At 60.4% G+C, this 16,311-nt stretch carries 27 protein-coding genes; 9 read left to right on the plus strand and 18 right to left on the minus strand.

What is annotated here, in order from left to right; translation table 11 throughout:
* Window positions 1-163: 163 nt before the first annotated feature.
* Complete coding sequence (locus M0639_RS06205; protein ID WP_054801039.1) at window positions 164-931, minus strand: GAF and ANTAR domain-containing protein; 768 nt, start codon at window positions 929-931, stop codon at window positions 164-166.
* A gap of 109 nt (window positions 932-1,040) precedes the next feature.
* Here M0639_RS06205 and M0639_RS06210 point away from each other — a divergent pair, with 109 nt between their 5' ends.
* On the plus strand, window positions 1,041-1,739 hold the full coding sequence (locus tag M0639_RS06210; protein ID WP_037131016.1) for a HemK2/MTQ2 family protein methyltransferase: 699 nt from the start codon (window positions 1,041-1,043) through the stop codon (window positions 1,737-1,739).
* Here the strand turns inward: M0639_RS06210 and M0639_RS06215 are convergent.
* Window positions 1,696-2,745 carry an iron-containing redox enzyme family protein gene (locus M0639_RS06215; protein ID WP_007726547.1) on the minus strand — a complete coding sequence of 350 codons (1,050 nt, stop codon included), beginning with the start codon at window positions 2,743-2,745 and terminating at the stop codon, window positions 1,696-1,698. The genes M0639_RS06210 and M0639_RS06215 overlap by 44 nt on opposite strands.
* Between M0639_RS06215 and M0639_RS06220 the strand changes: the two genes are divergently transcribed.
* Complete coding sequence (locus M0639_RS06220) at window positions 2,746-2,985, plus strand: CDGSH iron-sulfur domain-containing protein (protein ID WP_064075807.1); 240 nt, start codon at window positions 2,746-2,748, stop codon at window positions 2,983-2,985.
* 128 nt (window positions 2,986-3,113) lie between these two features.
* Here M0639_RS06220 and M0639_RS06225 read toward each other — a convergent pair whose 3' ends face one another.
* From M0639_RS06225 to M0639_RS06235, 3 genes are all read right to left on the minus strand, one after another.
* A complete protein-coding gene (locus M0639_RS06225) occupies window positions 3,114-3,317 on the minus strand; it encodes a cold-shock protein (RefSeq protein ID WP_003943666.1) in 204 nt (67 codons plus the stop codon).
* A 316-nt stretch (window positions 3,318-3,633) separates the two neighbouring features.
* Window positions 3,634-4,611 (minus strand): YihY/virulence factor BrkB family protein, encoded by a 978-nt coding sequence (locus M0639_RS06230; protein WP_003943713.1) that lies wholly within the window; start codon window positions 4,609-4,611, stop codon window positions 3,634-3,636.
* A gap of 86 nt (window positions 4,612-4,697) precedes the next feature.
* Entirely contained in the window at window positions 4,698-5,135 is a 438-nt protein-coding gene (locus M0639_RS06235; protein WP_054187566.1) for an STAS domain-containing protein, read from the minus strand.
* A 329-nt stretch (window positions 5,136-5,464) separates the two neighbouring features.
* Between M0639_RS06235 and M0639_RS06240 the strand changes: the two genes are divergently transcribed.
* Window positions 5,465-5,713, plus strand: coding sequence for a hypothetical protein (locus tag M0639_RS06240; RefSeq protein ID WP_003943680.1), 249 nt, complete (start codon window positions 5,465-5,467; stop codon window positions 5,711-5,713).
* Between the two features lie 16 nt (window positions 5,714-5,729).
* Here the strand turns inward: M0639_RS06240 and M0639_RS06245 are convergent, their stop codons facing one another.
* Both M0639_RS06245 and M0639_RS06250 read right to left on the minus strand, forming a co-directional pair.
* A complete protein-coding gene (locus M0639_RS06245) occupies window positions 5,730-6,512 on the minus strand; it encodes a SigB/SigF/SigG family RNA polymerase sigma factor (protein ID WP_003943639.1) in 783 nt (260 codons plus the stop codon).
* On the minus strand, window positions 6,509-6,943 hold the full coding sequence (locus tag M0639_RS06250) for an ATP-binding protein (RefSeq protein ID WP_003943620.1): 435 nt from the start codon (window positions 6,941-6,943) through the stop codon (window positions 6,509-6,511). Before M0639_RS06250 ends, M0639_RS06245 begins: the two co-directional genes overlap by 4 nt.
* Window positions 6,944-7,180: 237 nt before the next feature.
* Between M0639_RS06250 and M0639_RS06255 the strand changes: the two genes are divergently transcribed.
* On the plus strand, window positions 7,181-7,618 hold the full coding sequence (locus M0639_RS06255) for a hypothetical protein (RefSeq protein ID WP_039972685.1): 438 nt from the start codon (window positions 7,181-7,183) through the stop codon (window positions 7,616-7,618).
* A 9-nt stretch (window positions 7,619-7,627) separates the two neighbouring features.
* On the opposite strand, the gene M0639_RS06260 is transcribed toward M0639_RS06255, so the two are convergent.
* From M0639_RS06260 to M0639_RS06275, 5 genes are all read right to left on the minus strand, one after another.
* Entirely contained in the window at window positions 7,628-7,945 is a 318-nt protein-coding gene (locus M0639_RS06260; protein WP_003943622.1) for a WhiB family transcriptional regulator, read from the minus strand.
* A 185-nt stretch (window positions 7,946-8,130) separates the two neighbouring features.
* The gene (locus M0639_RS06265; protein WP_042452311.1) at window positions 8,131-8,802 is read right to left on the minus strand and encodes an ANTAR domain-containing response regulator; all 672 of its coding nucleotides are present in this window, start codon (window positions 8,800-8,802) and stop codon (window positions 8,131-8,133) included.
* A 48-nt stretch (window positions 8,803-8,850) separates the two neighbouring features.
* Window positions 8,851-8,985, minus strand: a complete 135-nt coding sequence (locus M0639_RS34910) for a hypothetical protein (protein ID WP_256082897.1) — start codon at window positions 8,983-8,985, stop codon at window positions 8,851-8,853.
* A 73-nt stretch (window positions 8,986-9,058) separates the two neighbouring features.
* Window positions 9,059-9,604 (minus strand): Dps family protein, encoded by a 546-nt coding sequence (locus M0639_RS06270; RefSeq protein ID WP_003943731.1) that lies wholly within the window; start codon window positions 9,602-9,604, stop codon window positions 9,059-9,061.
* Window positions 9,605-9,688: 84 nt separating this feature from the next.
* On the minus strand, window positions 9,689-9,847 hold the full coding sequence (locus tag M0639_RS06275) for a hypothetical protein (RefSeq protein ID WP_003943664.1): 159 nt from the start codon (window positions 9,845-9,847) through the stop codon (window positions 9,689-9,691).
* A 358-nt stretch (window positions 9,848-10,205) separates the two neighbouring features.
* Here M0639_RS06275 and M0639_RS06280 point away from each other — a divergent pair, with 358 nt between their 5' ends.
* Window positions 10,206-10,508: a MerR family transcriptional regulator gene (locus tag M0639_RS06280; protein ID WP_003943719.1), complete on the plus strand. Its 303-nt coding sequence runs from the start codon at window positions 10,206-10,208 to the stop codon at window positions 10,506-10,508.
* 24 nt (window positions 10,509-10,532) lie between these two features.
* On the opposite strand, the gene M0639_RS06285 is transcribed toward M0639_RS06280, so the two are convergent.
* The 4 genes from M0639_RS06285 to M0639_RS06300 form a co-directional block, all read right to left on the minus strand.
* The gene (locus M0639_RS06285; protein WP_007726560.1) at window positions 10,533-10,910 is read right to left on the minus strand and encodes a hypothetical protein; all 378 of its coding nucleotides are present in this window, start codon (window positions 10,908-10,910) and stop codon (window positions 10,533-10,535) included.
* Between the two features lie 136 nt (window positions 10,911-11,046).
* On the minus strand, window positions 11,047-12,534 hold the full coding sequence (locus M0639_RS06290) for an alpha,alpha-trehalose-phosphate synthase (UDP-forming) (protein ID WP_064075809.1): 1,488 nt from the start codon (window positions 12,532-12,534) through the stop codon (window positions 11,047-11,049).
* A complete protein-coding gene (locus M0639_RS06295; RefSeq protein WP_007726563.1) occupies window positions 12,531-12,950 on the minus strand; it encodes an STAS domain-containing protein in 420 nt (139 codons plus the stop codon). The genes M0639_RS06290 and M0639_RS06295 overlap by 4 nt, the downstream gene beginning before the upstream one ends.
* Before the next feature lie 259 nt (window positions 12,951-13,209).
* Window positions 13,210-13,398: a PI-type proteinase gene (locus M0639_RS06300; RefSeq protein ID WP_136472457.1), complete on the minus strand. Its 189-nt coding sequence runs from the start codon at window positions 13,396-13,398 to the stop codon at window positions 13,210-13,212.
* Between the two features lie 167 nt (window positions 13,399-13,565).
* On the opposite strand from M0639_RS06300, the gene M0639_RS06305 reads away from it, so the two are divergent.
* Window positions 13,566-13,814: a hypothetical protein gene (locus M0639_RS06305; protein ID WP_007726566.1), complete on the plus strand. Its 249-nt coding sequence runs from the start codon at window positions 13,566-13,568 to the stop codon at window positions 13,812-13,814.
* Window positions 13,815-14,034: 220 nt separating this feature from the next.
* Here M0639_RS06305 and M0639_RS06310 read toward each other — a convergent pair whose 3' ends face one another.
* Together M0639_RS06310 and M0639_RS06315 are read right to left on the minus strand one after the other, a co-directional pair.
* Window positions 14,035-14,526 carry a hypothetical protein gene (locus M0639_RS06310; RefSeq protein ID WP_218960345.1) on the minus strand — a complete coding sequence of 164 codons (492 nt, stop codon included), beginning with the start codon at window positions 14,524-14,526 and terminating at the stop codon, window positions 14,035-14,037.
* Window positions 14,523-15,101, minus strand: a complete 579-nt coding sequence (locus M0639_RS06315; protein WP_007726571.1) for an RNA polymerase sigma factor — start codon at window positions 15,099-15,101, stop codon at window positions 14,523-14,525. Before M0639_RS06315 ends, M0639_RS06310 begins: the two co-directional genes overlap by 4 nt.
* 186 nt (window positions 15,102-15,287) lie before the next feature.
* Between M0639_RS06315 and M0639_RS06320 the strand changes: the two genes are divergently transcribed.
* The 3 genes from M0639_RS06320 (at window position 15,288) to M0639_RS06330 (ending at window position 16,292) form a co-directional block, all read left to right on the plus strand.
* A complete protein-coding gene (locus tag M0639_RS06320) occupies window positions 15,288-15,752 on the plus strand; it encodes an Asp23/Gls24 family envelope stress response protein (protein WP_003943699.1) in 465 nt (154 codons plus the stop codon).
* Window positions 15,749-16,033, plus strand: a complete 285-nt coding sequence (locus tag M0639_RS06325) for an Asp23/Gls24 family envelope stress response protein (protein ID WP_064074608.1) — start codon at window positions 15,749-15,751, stop codon at window positions 16,031-16,033. Before M0639_RS06320 ends, M0639_RS06325 begins: the two co-directional genes overlap by 4 nt.
* Before the next feature lie 70 nt (window positions 16,034-16,103).
* Complete coding sequence (locus M0639_RS06330; protein WP_223258031.1) at window positions 16,104-16,292, plus strand: hypothetical protein; 189 nt, start codon at window positions 16,104-16,106, stop codon at window positions 16,290-16,292.
* Window positions 16,293-16,311: the final 19 nt, after the last annotated feature.

Consider the following 16,311-nt stretch of genomic DNA (forward strand, 5'->3'; position numbering starts at 1 on the left):
AACAGATAACCACATTTCGGACGGGGGCCGCCGCGCGACCGCCAGCAGCCGTGCAGGTCGAAAACTGTTTCGGTGAAACATCTCTGGATACGTTTGAGAGATGTGCCGGCGGGGTACAAGACGGGGTTTTGGGTGCAAAACGGGGTTTCGCACCGAAGAATCTTCAGAACCGGCGGTGGCGCACCGAATCGACGAGCATCCGGGCCACCTCGTGCAGTTTCACGTTGGTGTGCTGCGATTGCTGAACGAGCCGGCTGAATGCTTCGTCGGCGTCGATGCCGTGGATGGCGATCAGCACGCCCTTGGCTTGTTCGATCTCGGCACGAGATTCCATGGCGCAGTGCAACTGTTCGATGTGCTCGTGTGCCCGACGCCAGCGTCGTGAATCTGCGATCGCCGCGCCCGCACCGGCGGTGAACAATTTCATCAACTCTTCGTCGAAGGGCTTGAACTCTGTCGAGGCGAATCCGTAGACGTTGAACGCGCCGAGAAGTTCGGTGCTTCCTTCGCCCATGGTGAGCGGCACGGACAAGTAGGACCGGACACCTTGTTTCCGGGCCTCGGCGGTGAATTCCGGCCATTTGTCGTCGTGATCACCCACCTTCGACCGAACCGACGACATGGTGCGCGCGGCGTCAACGCACGGACCACGATCGGCGGAATGCTGGGCATCGTCTATCGCGGAAAGGTAGTCCGCGGTAGATGCAGCAGTTCGTGGGCCATCGGCGGACAGCACCGTCACGCTGACAGCATCGGCATCCGGCAGCGCTTTGACCGCCGTCTCGGCCAGACGTTGGAGCATGGAGTCGAGATGCGCGTCCGTGTTCAGAGTGGACCGGAGTCCGGCAATCGCTTCGGCGAGGGTGTCGAGCGAATCTGCTGCGGAAGCAAACGCCGCGGCTCCCTGTGGGGTGTCCGCATTGCCTGTCATGATTCAGGTCTACTCCGCAAATTGCGGCGATGTAACCGTTCCAGGCGGTCTTTGCTTCGATGTTGCATGAAATCCGAGGTTCCTGGGTAGCCGCACGCAGCGATGTGCGATGTCGCCTGAAAAAGAGGAGCCGATGATGATCCTGCGTTTACCTGGTGTGTATCCACCGCAACACGACACGTCGTTACTGGCGGATGCGCTGCTGTTCGAGCGCCTCACCGCTCGCAGTCGGGTGCTGGATCTGTGCACGGGGACCGGCGCCCTCGCTGTCGCGGCATCCGCGGCAGGCGCAGGCCACGTCGTCGCGGTCGACATATCTCGCCGAGCGTGTGCCAATGCTCGTCTCAACGGGATCCTCAACGGAACCTCGATCGACTCCCGTCGTGGCGACCTCACCGAGGCGGTGCACGGCGAACTCTTCGATCTGGTGATCTCCAACCCGCCGTACGTCCCTGCTCTTGCAGATGATCTCCCTACCGCTGGAATCGAACGTGCTTGGGACGCAGGCAAGGACGGACGCGCCCTCATCGACAGGATCGCAGCCACCGTTCACGAGGTGCTCGTCCCGGGCGGCACACTGCTTCTCCTGCAATCGGTGCTGTGTGGGGTCGACAAGACCGAGGCGATACTCGAAGAACACGGTATGGCCGTAGAGATTTCAGCCCGGAAGTACGTTCCCTTCGGGCCCGTGATGCGCGAGAGGCGCACCATGCTCGAGGCACGAGGGTTGATCACCACCGGTCAGGAAATCGAACAACTCGTGATCATTCGCGCAACGAAGTCTTGCCCTTCTCCCAACTCGATGTGAGGTGATCGCCGAGAAGATCGTCGAACGCCAGGCACGCTGCGGCGCCGAACAAGATGTCATCAGTGCGGTGCGGCTGCGAAGAAGCGAGACCGCCGGCAAGGTCCCGAACGGCGATCTGTTCGTGAACGGAATCCGCTTCCACGTGCTCGTCGTAGAACAGTGTCGCGCCCGAACCGAATCCGAGTCGGCGCAGTCCTGCGCTGTATCGTTTGCTCGGCAGCGCAGACGTGGTCTCGACAGCGCACAGGTGCCCGACCAGCGTTCCGAGATGGCGGCGATGAAAACCGAAGAGCGAGAGAGCATTCAACGACGCCAACGTTACCGCGGGAACAGAATCGATGTAGTGGCCGTAGCGGTCCGAAAGACCCACAGCCCGCATGGTGTCGGCAAAAAGACGCGAATGCATTCGCTCTGCGCGGCCGCCTCCGTACTCGTCGCTCTGCACTTCGACGAGGGCGGCCTTGACGGCGCCGGAGAGACGCGAAATTCCGAGGGTGTGCACATCCGCCTCGCGGAGCTGATTGAGGGAACGGTGAATCAGCACCTCCGAGAACTGATCGATCGTTGCATCTTTCGCCATGAAGGACGCAAGACCTGGGCCTGCACTGGGGGCGGTCATCGACCAGAGGTCGGCCACGACGTCGCCAGACGACTCCACTGTCCCCACGAGTTGCGCGATGGCGGACTCGAAACGCTCTTCGAGCCGAGACCGCACCGCGAGCAGGTCCGGATTCCACTCCCATTTGTCCGAGACGTTCTCGATTCCCTGCAAATGAAGCTCGTAGAGGAGCGTCAGGGTCAGCTGAGCGTCGTCGTCACGAAGAATGTCGTAGGTGAGGTCGGTGGACTGTGCATCCTCGTACGCGTCAGCGGCAGCCGTAATCTCCCTCGGATCGGCCGAGGAGCGCAGAATGGAAACGAGAGTGGCGCTCAATGGGCCGCGGGCCTGTGGAACAGGCATGGAAGTGGGCACACCAGTGGCCGAATCGAGAACTGAAGAGGACATATGACCGCGTTTCCCGAATCGTCATCTGCCGAAACACCGAGTGTTCCCGGTAACAACACCACCATAACCGCCTGCACGGACGGCCCGCTGCTGGTGCGTGGTGACTTCGAGTTGCTCCGTGAAGACGGCACTCCGATAGAGAACAAGCGCTCTACGGTTGCATTGTGTCGATGTGGGCGGACCGGCATCGCGCCGTTCTGCGACAGCTCCCACAAGAAGAAGCGGGCGCGAGCGACGTAACCGGTGCCAATTGGGAACAAGCCCGACCCGTGAACCAAGACGACCCGGAAACCAAGAAAAGGCTGGATGCCGGCACCATGCGGTGCAGCGTCCAGCCTTTTCAGTCTGAAGTCAGACTGGGATCGAACTCAGATGGCGCGAACGTTCTGAGCCTGGGGGCCCTTCTGGCCCTGTCCGATCTCGAACTCGACCTTCTGGCCCTCGTCGAGGGACTTGTAGCCGCTGCCCTGGATCTCCGAGTAGTGAACGAACACATCCGGTCCGCCACCTTCCTGCTCGATGAATCCGAAGCCCTTTTCACCGTTGAACCACTTGACACTGCCCTGAGCCATAACCAAATTCTCCTGGATCCATCGAGCCGAGCCCTCCCATCGAGAGTCCGGTCTCACACCTGATCCTGCCATGCTCTTCTTTTTCTGTCTCCAATTACATGCATGGCGAGTTGCAGTATTTGACGGCTTTGTCCCGTTCCGGGACCACGTCGGAAGCAGGTGATTGTTCAACTATGCGCGTTTACCTGCTGTGATGTATTCGTCCCTTCGATGCAGCGCGAAATGACAACACCTGTGTTAAATCTGGATTCGCGGCGCAGAATGCCACCCCGATACCGAGGAGGGGACCAAATACCCAACTCGATCGGGGTCGAGATCAGTCCGAATCGTCGGGTTTGGTGTGCCCGTCGAACGTCACATGGATGTTCTCGTGGGGAACCGCGCGTTGTGCTTTTGCTTGATCGGCGAAGGTGCGCCGATCGCCTTCGATGAGTTCGGTGTTGTCGGTGAACGGAGCCAACAACGCCCGCGGATGGAGTTTGTCGACTCGCACGACGTTGATTTCCGCACACATGACGATCGAGGCTGCAGCGAGGAACAAGAAGGCCAACAAACCCAGAACGATGGCAAAGACGCCATTGGTGGTGGAGGCACCCCGCACCACAGAGGTCACATAGAGGGCACCGAAGGACTGAAGTGCTTGCCAGAGAACAGCAGCGGCGATCGCTCCAGGTGCCACATCGGCTACCGAGAGCGGGCGGGCGCAGGTGAGCCGGAAAGCGACGATGAAGATGCCCGCATTCAAGACGACTACCGCAAGGGTCAGTAGGAAGCTGAACGAACCGCCCAGATGAAGCGCACCGCCGATGTTGGAGACAGCGGTGGTCCCCAAGATCGCGAGACCGATCGTGCCGAGGAGTAGTAGCCCTTGGAGACGCCCGCGGATGGGATCCGGTCGCATGTTTCGGGGCACCGACCACACCGTGTTCATCGCGTTCTGGCAAGCCAGAGCGACACCGAGGCCACCGTAGAGACCACCGACGATTCCGATCACCAGACCCGTGACACCGCCGCCGATCTGTTGCGCATTGCCCAGGTCGTCACCGATCACCGGAAACTGATGCAGCGCGGAGTCCAAGATCTGTTGCTGAAGCTCAGGGTTGCCCGACAGCACGAAGCCGAGAATGGTCGAGAGCAACAGAAGAAGAGGAAAGAGCGAGACGAAGCCATAGTAAGCGATCAGCGCGGCTAGATAAACACCTTGATCGTCGAGGAACTTGTAGAGGACCGCTATCGGGAACCCCAGGGCCGGATGCTTCTGTTGCAAGGCATCGAGGCGCTTGGCGATTGTCATTCTCGGTCTCTCTCAGCTCGTCGGACAGCCCGACGAACCTTAGTCGCTGCGAGCGCCCGGCGCTCGACGCCGGTGCAGCCGTCGCGTCAGGAGGCTTCGAGTGACTTCTCTGCTTCGTCGAGCGCGCGCATTGCTCCCTCGACAGAGTTGGTGACCGGGAATTCCTCTTCCGCCCGTGCCGCGCGAAGCAAGCGTCGAAGCGGGTGTGACCCGATCGCGGCCCACTGGAAGTCGTTGGCTCGCGAACGGGAGTTCAGCTCGGCGAACAGTTCGAGGCAGACCGCACCGACGAACAGTGAGTTGGACAAGTCCAGAATGACGCGAGACCACTCCGCAGCGTACGAGTTGAGAAGTTCTCGTAGTGCTGGGGCGGAGAGTTTGTCGAGGTCGACCTCGACCTGGATCAGGACTGTCGAGGGCGCTATCCGCCAGGCCGCGAAACCATGCGTTTCCACGATCGGCCCCAATTGTGTTGAGGGATCGATGGAATCGATCGGTGTGTGGTCGAGTTCATTCAGATTCATGGCAGATCCGGTCTGTGTGCTTTCATCGAAAGGCTGACGACCGATCTGGCGGCGCGGAAAGTTAATGCGTCCAGGCGTGGAAAGCTTTAGAGCTCAATGGAAATGAACAGTACAGATGTGCGCAGGAAATGCTCACCTGATCCAGAGCCTTGATGCGAACCGAGCGCCAGTGGCTTCAACCCCGGCTGTATTCTCAACCTCGGTACCGTTCAGTGTAGCTCGAGGGCGTGAATCGGTCCAGGTGAGAGGTCGAATATTAAGCGGTGCAATGTTTTTGGTCGACGCTTCGGTATGGTGGAAGATCAGCGTCACCGGACGAAGGGAATCAGATGAACGACCGCGATGCACTCACGGCCATCTCGACCAAGCTCGACACACTGATCGGCGCGGAGACCAACGGTTTGCGGGACGAGGTTCCGCCCGGTTCCAGTGTGCAGCGCACCGAGCAGGACGGCGAGCACGGCCGGTGGGGGCACGATTACCGCCTCGCCAACAAGTATCTCGAGGCCCTCGACATCGGCCAGCCCGGTCTCATCGATCGAGACGAGCTGGAACGTCTTGCACAGGAATACATCTGATCCTCGAGACGTACCTTCAGAAGATTTCACCCATCTCGGTGCGTAGCTGCTTCAGTGACTGAGTGAGGATTCTGGATACATGCATCTGAGAGATGCCGACCTTTTCGGCAATCTGGGATTGGGTGAGATGGCCGAAGAATCTGAGAACGACGATCGTGCGCTCGCGCTCCGGTAGTGCCAGGAGCGCGGGCCGCAGGGTTTCGTGATTGTCGATCCGACTGATCGCTTCGTCGTACTGTCCCAAAGTGTCTATCAGAGTCAGACCACTCCCGTCGCCGGCGGAAGCGGTGTCGAGCGGTGTGGTTCGGTACGAATTACCGGCGGTCAAACCTTGTTCGACCTCGTCCGGTTCGATGTCGAGTTCCTTGGCGAGTTCCGCGACTGTCGGTGCACGTCCGAGCGTCTGGGACAAAGTCGTGAGCGCCCGGTTGAGGGCAAGGTGCCGTTCCTGAAGGCTACGAGGCACTCGCACGGACCAGCCGTGATCGCGAAAATGCTTGCGAACCTCACCCATGACGGTCGGGACGGCGAACGAGAGGAAATCCGATCCTTTGTCGACGTCGAATCGCTGCACGGCCTGTATGAGCCCGACGCGAGCAACTTGCTCCAAGTCCTCGAAAGGCTGGCCACGCCCCTGGTATCGGCGAGCGACGTGTGTGGCCAGGGGTAGGCATAGTTCGATGATCGAGGTGGTTATTTTTTCTCGGCTGGGATCATTCGGCGGAAGCGAGGCCATCGAGACGAACAGTTCGACAGCTGTTTCGTACTGGTCCTTCTTGTCCGGTGGGACAGCGGTCACGCACGCTCCTGGGGCAAGCCCTTTTCAAGCGTCATCGTCAGGGTGATGTGACCGTCCGCGTCGATTTCCGACTGTTCCAAGCGGACGGAATCGACCAGCGCTTCGAGAACGAACCATCCGAAGCTGTGCGACTTGTCGGGTATCTCGGAGTGCGCGATCACGGACACGACAGTCCGAAGTGTGCGGCCGACGGTGTCGAATCGGCAGGTCAAGTCGCTGGACGGTATCGCGTGGCCGATGAGGATGCTCGCGACTTCGTCCATCGCCAGAGCAAGGTCGGCTGTTCCGTCGACATCGAGTCCGGTGTTGTTGGCAACCGTTCGGGTGATTCCGCGCAGAGTGGGAAGTTGAGAGTACGACGCGCGGACGCGGAGCGAGGCGATGGAGTCGTGAGTTAGTTCGGTTTCGGTCGGACTCGACAGAGGGATCAAGGGGCTTCCTGTAGGTAGATGTGGCGTAATTCCGGCGGACCGAGGCAAGGACCGGTACCGGCCGTGCGTGCCAGCCATCTCTACCCCGGAAGTATTCATGGCCTTGGATTACCCTTCGCCCGGCGAACTAACCCTCTTTACCCGAACTAGAGGATGAATTGTGAGACACATCACCTGTGGTGCGGACGTACCGAATCCTCATCTTTCATTTTCGCGTCGATCGGGTACAGCCGCTTCATGGACACCCATTCGGACAGACAGATCCCCGTACACATACGACCGGAAGGTGTCACTGATGACGAGGTGAAGGCGGCAGGAGTGCTGTCGAACGCCCTTGAAACGGTGGAACGGGCACGCGGTGCTCTGTACGACTTCCATCAGCTGATAGGGCATGCCGATCTGATGCTCGACGAGGTCGTCGAGCTACTGCGATCCAGCGGCAACGACGACCTGGCCGATCAGGTCGAGGGCGAGTTGATGGGCCGGAACGTGGTCGAGGGGCGCTGGACTTTCCAGTTGGTCGAAGAGTTCGACGAGAACTACTGGTCGTTTTTTCGTGAATGCGAGAAAGTGGTGCGCGACAAGCTGGCAGGCGGAGTGCCGCACCTCTTCGAAGCCGAGATGAAGGAGCGACGCCGCACGCACGGTTTGCGGCACCACGAGGCCAGGCCCTGAGGTTCCTGTCTACTCTCGTGAGCTCGTCGCGGCACTGATCAGTGGTTCAGTTCGAGCTTTGCGCAACGATTCTCGCTCGGTCGCCGTCATGCCGCCCCAGATTCCGTGGGGTTCCCCGGTCTGGATGGCGTGCACCAGGCATCTCTGCACGACAGGGCATCTGGCGCACACCAGCTTCGCCGAACTCTCGCGCTTCGCTCGCCTGGAGCCGCGCTCGTTCGTGTCGTCGTAGAACAGAGCGGGGTCGGTGTCGCGGCAGGTGCCGGACAGTTGCCAATCCCACTCGTCGGCAAGGGGCCTGGGAGATGTGTAGGAGCGCATGAACATGGACGTTCCCTTCGCTGCGTGACGAACTCGACTCGGATCGCGGATCCAGGTCGGGTGTTAAGGCAAAGCTCGGTCCCGCCGGCCTGAACCGGCGGGACCTTCGAGGCTCCTCCCTCGAGGGGGAAGATTTCGGGGGTACCTCTGGTCGGTCATTACCCAGCCGTACAACTTTTGAATCCCGGTCGTCAGGAATTCTTTTGATCCACGGCACGTCGTTCTGCTGCGGCGACAAGACCACCGGCGATGTCGCGCACCTTGACGTTCCATTCCTGCGACATCTGGACCAGAAAGTCGAAGGCTTGGTCGGCCGAGCACTCACGCTCGGCCATCAGTAATCCCTTGGCCTGCTCGATCAAGGGCCGAGAATCCAAAGCTCTTCTCAGTTCGTCATTTTCCGCGCGAAGGCGGGTGAGGACGTCTGACGCCGAACTGGACTGCTGAGCCAGCGGTCGTTGAACCTCGTATACACGATGAAGCACACCGATGACCCTGCCGTCATCATCGGTGACGGCGGAATTCACCGTATTCCAATAGCGGGTGACAAACATCCCGCTCCCGCGCTCGTCGCGCACGTCGTAACGCTGAGTAGGCAGTGCGTCCCGAGTTCGGGACCGCATCGTGCGCTCGAATGACGCTGTCAACGAGAAGATTCCATCGGCAAACGAGTCGTCGGGATTGTCGGGGAAGGCTTCGAACACTTCCACTCGGTGCAATTGATCGAGGCTGCGACCGGATACGGCAAGGTATTCGTCGTTTGCGCCCTGGATACGAAAATCGCTGTCCACGAGCAGAAGAGAAGAACTGCTTGCCGCAAATCGATCGCTACGAACGATCGAGCGGAGAGTGCTCGAACTCATGATTGTGTCGTTTCTGTCCTGTCTTCGACGGTTGCGGCCCCTGATATTTCAGAAGTAGGTGATCGCGAGAACTCCAAGGGCGGTGCCTGCCACGATCGATCCGAACAACAAACGCTGCTGCAACACGAACATCTGATACTCGCGACGTGTTTGTGTCGACGTGCCGCGCGAGTCCGCAGACATGCTCTTGCTCTTTCCTGTTGTGGGGAGTGCGATTTCGGCCGACCCCCGATCGGCCGAAACCGCGGACGGTGCGTCAGTTCTGACGCGCCTCATTTGCGGCATCCTGCTCGGTGGACGCGCCTTCGTGTACGAGGCTGCCACCCGAGTTCTCGAGGTGAGCACGAACGAACCACTGGAACTTTTCCAACTGCGCCGTCTGGCCGATCAACATGTCCTCGGTGATCGGATCGATCTTGCCGACGCTGTCGATTGCGGTGCGACTGTCGGTGATGATCCCGGTGTAGACGAGGTCGAGCGCAGCGAGGTGCGCACGAGCGTCGTCGCGGCCGACGGAGTAGTCGTCCCACGTTCGATCGCGCTCGATTGCTCCCGCGGTGCCCTTGGGTGAGTTACCCAGTGCCGCGATACGTTCGGCCACATCGTCGGCGTAGCCGCGAACCAACTCCACCTGGGGGTCGATCATCTCGTGTACGCCGATGAAGTTGGGGCCCACGACGTTCCAGTGAACGTGCTTGAGCGTGAGGTGAAGATCGTTGTAGGCGCTGAGGCGTTCCTGCAGAATATCGGCGACGGACGAACCGTCTGCGCTGCTCAGTCCCGGTACGGTGAACTCGGACATATGTTTTCCTCTCGTCTTGATGGGGATCGCCCTCCAGTGGGGCGGTCTCGCGCCATCGTCAATCGGATCGCGTGTCGGTCAGGTTCAGTGCGCGAGTGCTACTGGCTCCTCTGTCACCGGGTCGCCGTACATCATCGCGATTCGGCGCTTGACCTCTTCGGTTGTCAAAGTCGCACTTGCGACAGTGATTCCGATGCCGGTGGTGCTCTCGCCCTGTGTGGGCGGGATGTCGATCGTCGTCATCTTGCTCCCGGTGAAGAGTGTGCCGTGAGGGAGTCGGCTGAACCACCGACTCCGACGTCTGGGTGTTCTGCGCCTTCGAGCTCCAGTTATGGCGCTTTCAGGTGCTACAAAATCTATATCAGCCGATGTAGATAATTGGCAAGGCTACTTCGATACGCGGGCGAAGGAAAGCGCATTGTGCAATCTTGTCGAAATCGGCTTTGATCTGCCATTTCACGCCTTTTCTGCTCGACGATTCTTGTTGTCAGTGGTCCTGGACACGCTTGAATCTATGTCCTGGGCGTCAGATTCACTGCGTGATGGTGCTAAGGTCGGGTGACGCCGATTGAGACAGCCCACACCGAACTAGGAGGTTCCAGTGACGTCGGAATCCCAGACCCGGGCGCTGCGCGGCGTGTACGGGATCTCAGTGATGTCTGAACTGTCCGGGGTAGGACCTCAGACGCTGCGCCTTTACGAGCGAAGGGGCTTGCTCACACCAACCCGCACCGATGGCGGTACGCGCCGGTACAGCGAGGCCGACCTGGATACGCTCGGACGAATCACCGCGCTGATCGACGACGGAGTCAACCTCGTCGGTATTCGTCTGATTCTGTCCCTCGAGGCCGAGAATGCAGTCTTAGCGGCTCGAATCAGCCAGTTGACCGCCGAGGGGGACTAGTGGTGCTGCTCGAGACGATGCCGTTCAGGATGGAGTTTCGGTGCGGGTAGGGTCGCCGAAGTCCGCGTCGGCGGAGATTTTGTTCCCTGCCGCTGCGATCTGTTCGAGCGCGGCGTCCAAAGCATCGACCAACCATTGATGCGACGCTTCCGCGAGGAGGCGATCCGGAGTGTCGGTGTTCTCGGATTGGAAGAACCGCACCAGCCACGATTCTCCGTTGTCGGGTCGATCGGAGAGTCCAGCCGCGGTATTGGTCGCCAGAAGGAACCGGTTGTATTCGAGGTCAACACGAATGGCGTACTCGCCGAACAGGTTCACCACGTTGGCCGGCCGATGAGTAGCGGCAGCGAGCGCAATGAGAGCGTCGTTGTAGGTTTCGGAGTACTTCATCGTGAGGGGCATGGTCGGCCTGTCTTTCTGGGCCGATGCAGCATTGCACGGCTATGTCGAGGAGATCAGTTCGCAGCCGCTGCTTGACGATGAACTGAAACCAATCCTAGCTCGAGTCTCCGAGCGCACTGACGCAAGCCCGTGAGGGTCAGTTGTTGCGCGCAAAGTTCGACTCACGCTCCGTGACGAACTGATCGTCCGGAAGCGGTCCGGGTGGGGCAAGCGCAGTCAGGAACGACTCGGCCCACTGATGCACATCGTGTGTCATGACCTGTCGATGCAGCGCAGCCATACGGCGACGGCCTTCCTTCGGATCCTGATGAACCGCGGTCAGGATCGTATTCTTCACGCCGTCCAAATCGTGCGGGTTGACCAGGTATGACTGTCGTAATTCCATTGCGGCACCGGTGAACTCGCTGAGAACGAGAGCACCTCCGAGGTCGCCACGACAGGCCACGTACTCCTTGGCCACCAGATTCATCCCGTCGCGCATCGGCGTCACGAGCATGACGTCGGCAGCGACGAACAGTGCGATCAGTTCTTCACGGTCGACCGGCTGATACAGGTAGTGAACGACGGGGCGGCCGATCTGACTGTGGTCACCGTTGATGCGGCCCACCTGCTCTTCGATGACGCTACGCAGGTCGATATAGTGCTGCACGCGTTCACGACTGGGCGTCGCGAGCTGCACCATCGTGTACTTCTCCGGATCCAGACGATCCTCGTCGAGGAGTTCCTTCAAGGCTTGAAGCCGCAGGTCGATACCCTTGGTGTAGTCCAGCCGGTCGACTCCCAGCAAGATTTTCTCGGGATTTCCCAGCTCTTCCTTCAACTCGCGCGCGCGACGCAGGACCGAATCGCTTTTCGACTGGCGCTCGAGTTCGGCAGAATCGACGGAGATGGGAAAGGCGCCCACCTTGACGACGCGAGAATCGAAATCCACATGCCCGAGCGCACTTCGAACACCGACGCCCGCGGTCGTCGTCTTGAGGCCGAGAAGTTTGCGGGCCAAGAACAGGAAATTGTTTGCGCCACCAGGTAAGTGGAAGCCGATCAGATCGGCGCCCAGCATTCCCCTGACGATCTCCTTGCGCCACGGAAGCTGCATGAAGAGCTCGACCGGAGGGAACGGGATATGAAGAAAAAACCCGATCGTCAGATCTGGCCGCAGCTCGCGCAGCATCGCCGGCACAAGTTGCAACTGATAGTCCTGCACCCAGACAGTCGCTCCGTCCGCGGCGCAACGCGCGGTTTCCTCGGCGAACCGCTGGTTGACTGCGACGTAGGTGTGCCACCACGACCGCTCGAACGTCGGAGCCACCAGAACGTCGTGGTAGAGCGGCCACAACGTGTCGTTGGAGAACCCCTCGTAGTACTCGGCGAGGTCCTGAGAGGTCAGCTCGACGGGAAACAGACGAAGGCCGTCAACCACTATCGGATCGACCTTCTCGTCCGCGACCCCCGGCCAGCCGACCCAGGCGCCATCCCGCTGTCGGAGGATGGGTTCGAGCGCAGTGACGAGCCCACCCGGACTTCGCTTCCAGTTCTTGCTTCCGTCTTCGTCGGTTTCGAGATCGACCGGCAGTCGGTTTGCGACGACGACGAATTCGGAGAGCTTTTCGAGATCGGTACTCACGCCGACATCGGCTCCGCCAGGGTCTCGTCCAGGACGGAGGTCGAGGACAGGTACGCGACTGCATCGGCTGTCGAGTCGGTGTACACGATGTCGGTGTCCATCTTCAGAAGAGACAGCGGACGCCTGACAGGGTGCGCTGCGACGAGCGTCCACGGCACGCCGAGCCTCCGTGCCTTGGCCGACAGAGTCTCGATGATGGAAAGACCTCCGACGGAGATGAACTGGACGTCCGAGCAGTCGAGTACGAACGGGTGTCGCTCACCGATCAGGTCGTCGACGCAGGCAGCGAAATCAGCTCGGGACCGGACGTCGATCTCGCCGCTGACCACGAGCGACTGAATGTTTTCGGCACAGGTCGTCGTGAAGGTGGGGGGACTGTCCGTACGCTCATCTGTAGTTCTCGAAAACTCGTTCATCGAAACTCCTGACGGATTGCTCGAAACGGTTCGTTCGAACGGTCTGGTTCGAAACGGTTTCGTTCGAAACCGGGAAACGGCACGGGAAGCAACGCACGAACCGTGCTCGTCTTCAACGGCTGGGTACTCAACCGTGCTGAGTGCCTACCTTACCGCATCGCGAAAACCCAGGTGAAAAGCGTTAGATCCGTACGGATTTCAAGGTCCCGTGAGCGTCGGCCCACGGGACCTTGGTCCCGATGGTTCAGACCTTCCGGGATCAGTCGGTGTCAGTCGCCGGGCCGGTGCTCGAGGCTCCGCCCTCGTCGGCCCACGTACGTTCGCCCGACGGATCGGTCTGAACGTCCTTGGGTGCGGTGTCGGAGCCGGTTCCCGGACCGTGGTCGGTGCCGGTGGTCTGCGGCTCGTCCGTCTGATCCGTGCGGTCGGTGGAATTCTGTTCACTCATGGTGTGCGTTTCCTTCGGGAAGTCGTTGTTCATGTACTTGTCGTTTCCTGCTCACCCGCGAGGGGTACTCAGTAGGGAGTAGTGCGTCACGTCGAGCCAGTACGTCACGTCGAGTCCATACCGGCAAAGTCAGCTGTCACCGAAGCAGGAGATTTCACGTGAACCATATGACCGTGACGACCGAACACCTGCGTGCACTGCTGGGCAGTGGCCCCCATTCGGAACTGGTAGCGGTCGGGGGCGAGATCGAGATCTACGTCCCCGATGAAGAAGGGTTCGGTCTCGAGGGTATCTCGCTTGTCACTCGCGAGCAGTTGGCCGAACGTCTACCGTCCTCACCCGATAACCCCGACGAAGGTGAACTACGTATCGCCGCAGAATCGTTGAGCGAGATGATCGCCGAACTCGGCGGTTGAACTCCGAAGTTCGGGGCAGCCGACGTCAGATCTGCGGGATCGGATCCGGAGGGTACGTGTTCGGTGGCGTCGGAGTCGGTGGCACGGGCGGCGGATTCATCGGATCGGGTGGTGTCGGCGCCGGTGGTGTCGGCGGCCCCGGGTCGGGGGCGGGGCCCGGATCCGGTGGTGGGGGAGTGGTCATGAGTGCCGGGTTCCCAAACACTTGCCGAACAAACACCTAGTGTTCGGAGTGGCTTTTGGTGTTCCCTTCGGCAGGTAGATCATCGACGATGTCGACTACGGCGACGTGGATGCTCTCTGCAGAGACCGGTGGGTCCGTGTCGCCGAGGATCAGGTGAACGACGTCCACGACGGTGAACCGAACCCGGTCCGACAGTTCGGCCAGATCCACTCCGTATGGCGCTGCCAGTTCGATACGTAGTGAACGTATTTCGTGGCCGTCGACGAAGAACTCGATGCTGCTCGGCGAGCAGTGGTGCCGAGAACGTATCTCGGCGGCCAAGTGGGTGCGGAGTACGTGATCGCTCACCGACACAGTGCCTAGACGTGGACCTTCCGACGCGTGTGCGTCGAGCGGCCAACCGGACGCCGAGGTCGACCGTAGCGCCCGGATCACCTTGTCGCTGATTCGATCCCAGCCCGGCTCGGGAGCGTTCCGCAGGACGTCGGATGCGTGCGCCATCAATGCGTCGGTTCGTGATTCAGTCATCGCCACCTCGTCATTCGTTCACTCAGGTTAGCCCGTGCACGATGGTGATGCCCGCGCACCGCATCCGGGGTGAGTCTTAGAATCTTGCCGATTTGAACGAACGTGAGCATCTCCACCTCTCGCAGCGTCCATGCCGCACGCTGGCGATAAGGCAGTTCACCCAACGCTTCTTCCAGTGCCTCGAGGAACGCGGAGTTCGAGGTCGTGTCGAACGGGCCGGCCTCGGGAGACGGCACGAGAGGATCGAGCAATCTGTCGTCGATCGGTTGAGCTCTCTTGATTCGATAGCTGTCCACGATCTTTCGGGAACAGATCGCGAAAAGCCATGTTCGCATCGACGATTCGCCACGAAACGAATCGAGTCGACGCCAGGCGGCCACGAAGGTGTCCTGGACTACCTCGAGAATGTCACCTTCGTCTGCGAGCATGCGACGCGCATAGCGGTGAAGTGCAGGTCCGTAGTAGTGCACCAGTGACTCGAATGCTTCTCGGTCGCCGAGTATCGCAGCGTTCACTGTCGCGGTGTCCAAACCGTCAGGTGCTTCGGTGAGCCCCTGTGTATGCGGTAACGCCACAGTCGCTCCTCTCGCGGAAATGCGGAAAACTCGGCTGCGTTCGAAGATTGTTCGCCCGGCCGGGGCGTTGAATGTTACGGACAGTAACTAACAAGTGTCAGTGATGCACGTCACCTGACTGGGGCATTCGGTTTTGCCTTCGAGTGACGACTACACAGGTAGATCGATCAACAGGAGGAGATGACAATGGTCAGCACGCAGGTTGCGACAGCATCTACGAAGGATGTTGCATCATCGAACGACTCGGCTCTCGTGAGTTCGCAAGGAAAGACGTCGATCGCCGACACCGTTGTCTCGAAGATTGCCGGCATCGCTACGCGAGAGGTGAGCGGCGTGTACGACGTCGGCGGCGGAGCGTCGCGGGTTGTCGGGGCACTGCGCGAGCGGATCCCCGGCGCGAGTGTCAACCACTCCCAGGGAGTATCGGTCGAGGTCGGCGAAAAGCAGGCAGCGGTCGACATCGACATCGTGGCCGAGTACGGCGTATCGCTCGCCGATCTGGCCACCGGCATTCGCCGCAACGTCATTGCGGCGCTCGAACGGATGACCGGACTCGAGGTGACCGAGGTGAACATCACGGTTCACGACGTTCACCTCGACGAGGGTAGTGACGACGAAACCGGCGAGCCCAAGACTGCACGGGTGCAGTGAGTTCCGAAATCGCCGACACCATCGCGGCGGCTGTGACGGGGATACCTGGGGTCGCCTCGCTTCATGCCGGAATGTTCGGCGAGGTTGGCACGTACCTCCCCGGCCGCCGCGTCGTCGGCGTGCGGGTGACGGAGTCGTCGACAGACATCCATGTGTGCATCTTCGCCGACGCCGCCGTTCGAGACACGGCTTTACGTATCCGCCAAGCGGTTTCAGGACTCGTTACAGTCCCCGTGAACGTGACCGTGGAAGACGTAGTCGGTCGTGCGCACGATGCCTGAGCACTCTCGGGGTTCAGTTCCCGATCGACGATCCGCACGCCGAGGGGCGATCAGGAACTACCACCCCGACGTGGGCGGATCTGCCGACGCGCTCAATCGAGCACTCGAACGCGTCGACCGGGACTTCGCATCCCCGATCGGTGTGGTTGTGCGCACGTCGCTGCGCGGCACGATGCGACAGATAGCCAAACCCGTTCGGGCCCAGTACACGCGGGTGCGCGCTCGGTTTCCGGGTGCCAAGACCTACACCGAGATCTGACAGGCACCATCGAACATCA

This window comes from Rhodococcus qingshengii JCM 15477 (genome assembly GCF_023221595.1).
In the GTDB taxonomy this organism is placed as follows: Bacteria; Actinomycetota; Actinomycetes; order Mycobacteriales; family Mycobacteriaceae; genus Rhodococcus_F; species Rhodococcus_F qingshengii.

What these genes read in the sequence shown, in the direction of transcription:
- M0639_RS06275 (WP_003943664.1), bottom strand. Translation starts at nt 9,847, where the DNA reads ATGACGACGATCGACATCCCGCCCACACAGGGCGAGAGCACCACCGGC.
- M0639_RS06285 (WP_007726560.1), bottom strand. Translation starts at nt 10,910, where the DNA reads ATGCCCCTCACGATGAAGTACTCCGAAACCTACAACGACGCTCTCATT.
- M0639_RS06265 (WP_042452311.1), bottom strand. Translation starts at nt 8,802, where the DNA reads ATGAGTTCGAGCACTCTCCGCTCGATCGTTCGTAGCGATCGATTTGCG.
- M0639_RS06310 (WP_218960345.1), bottom strand. Translation starts at nt 14,526, where the DNA reads ATGACTGAATCACGAACCGACGCATTGATGGCGCACGCATCCGACGTC.
- M0639_RS06225 (WP_003943666.1), bottom strand. Translation starts at nt 3,317, where the DNA reads ATGGCTCAGGGCAGTGTCAAGTGGTTCAACGGTGAAAAGGGCTTCGGA.
- M0639_RS34910 (WP_256082897.1), bottom strand. Translation starts at nt 8,985, where the DNA reads ATGTCTGCGGACTCGCGCGGCACGTCGACACAAACACGTCGCGAGTAT.
- M0639_RS06320 (WP_003943699.1), top strand. Translation starts at nt 15,288, where the DNA reads ATGGTCAGCACGCAGGTTGCGACAGCATCTACGAAGGATGTTGCATCA.
- M0639_RS06295 (WP_007726563.1), bottom strand. Translation starts at nt 12,950, where the DNA reads ATGAACGAGTTTTCGAGAACTACAGATGAGCGTACGGACAGTCCCCCC.
- M0639_RS06270 (WP_003943731.1), bottom strand. Translation starts at nt 9,604, where the DNA reads ATGTCCGAGTTCACCGTACCGGGACTGAGCAGCGCAGACGGTTCGTCC.
- M0639_RS06255 (WP_039972685.1), top strand. Translation starts at nt 7,181, where the DNA reads ATGGACACCCATTCGGACAGACAGATCCCCGTACACATACGACCGGAA.
- M0639_RS06210 (WP_037131016.1), top strand. Translation starts at nt 1,041, where the DNA reads ATGTCGCCTGAAAAAGAGGAGCCGATGATGATCCTGCGTTTACCTGGT.
- M0639_RS06205 (WP_054801039.1), bottom strand. Translation starts at nt 931, where the DNA reads ATGACAGGCAATGCGGACACCCCACAGGGAGCCGCGGCGTTTGCTTCC.
- M0639_RS06235 (WP_054187566.1), bottom strand. Translation starts at nt 5,135, where the DNA reads ATGAATCTGAATGAACTCGACCACACACCGATCGATTCCATCGATCCC.
- M0639_RS06215 (WP_007726547.1), bottom strand. Translation starts at nt 2,745, where the DNA reads ATGTCCTCTTCAGTTCTCGATTCGGCCACTGGTGTGCCCACTTCCATG.
- M0639_RS06300 (WP_136472457.1), bottom strand. Translation starts at nt 13,398, where the DNA reads ATGAGTGAACAGAATTCCACCGACCGCACGGATCAGACGGACGAGCCG.
- M0639_RS06260 (WP_003943622.1), bottom strand. Translation starts at nt 7,945, where the DNA reads ATGTTCATGCGCTCCTACACATCTCCCAGGCCCCTTGCCGACGAGTGG.
- M0639_RS06305 (WP_007726566.1), top strand. Translation starts at nt 13,566, where the DNA reads ATGACCGTGACGACCGAACACCTGCGTGCACTGCTGGGCAGTGGCCCC.
- M0639_RS06240 (WP_003943680.1), top strand. Translation starts at nt 5,465, where the DNA reads ATGAACGACCGCGATGCACTCACGGCCATCTCGACCAAGCTCGACACA.
- M0639_RS06230 (WP_003943713.1), bottom strand. Translation starts at nt 4,611, where the DNA reads ATGACAATCGCCAAGCGCCTCGATGCCTTGCAACAGAAGCATCCGGCC.
- M0639_RS06220 (WP_064075807.1), top strand. Translation starts at nt 2,746, where the DNA reads ATGACCGCGTTTCCCGAATCGTCATCTGCCGAAACACCGAGTGTTCCC.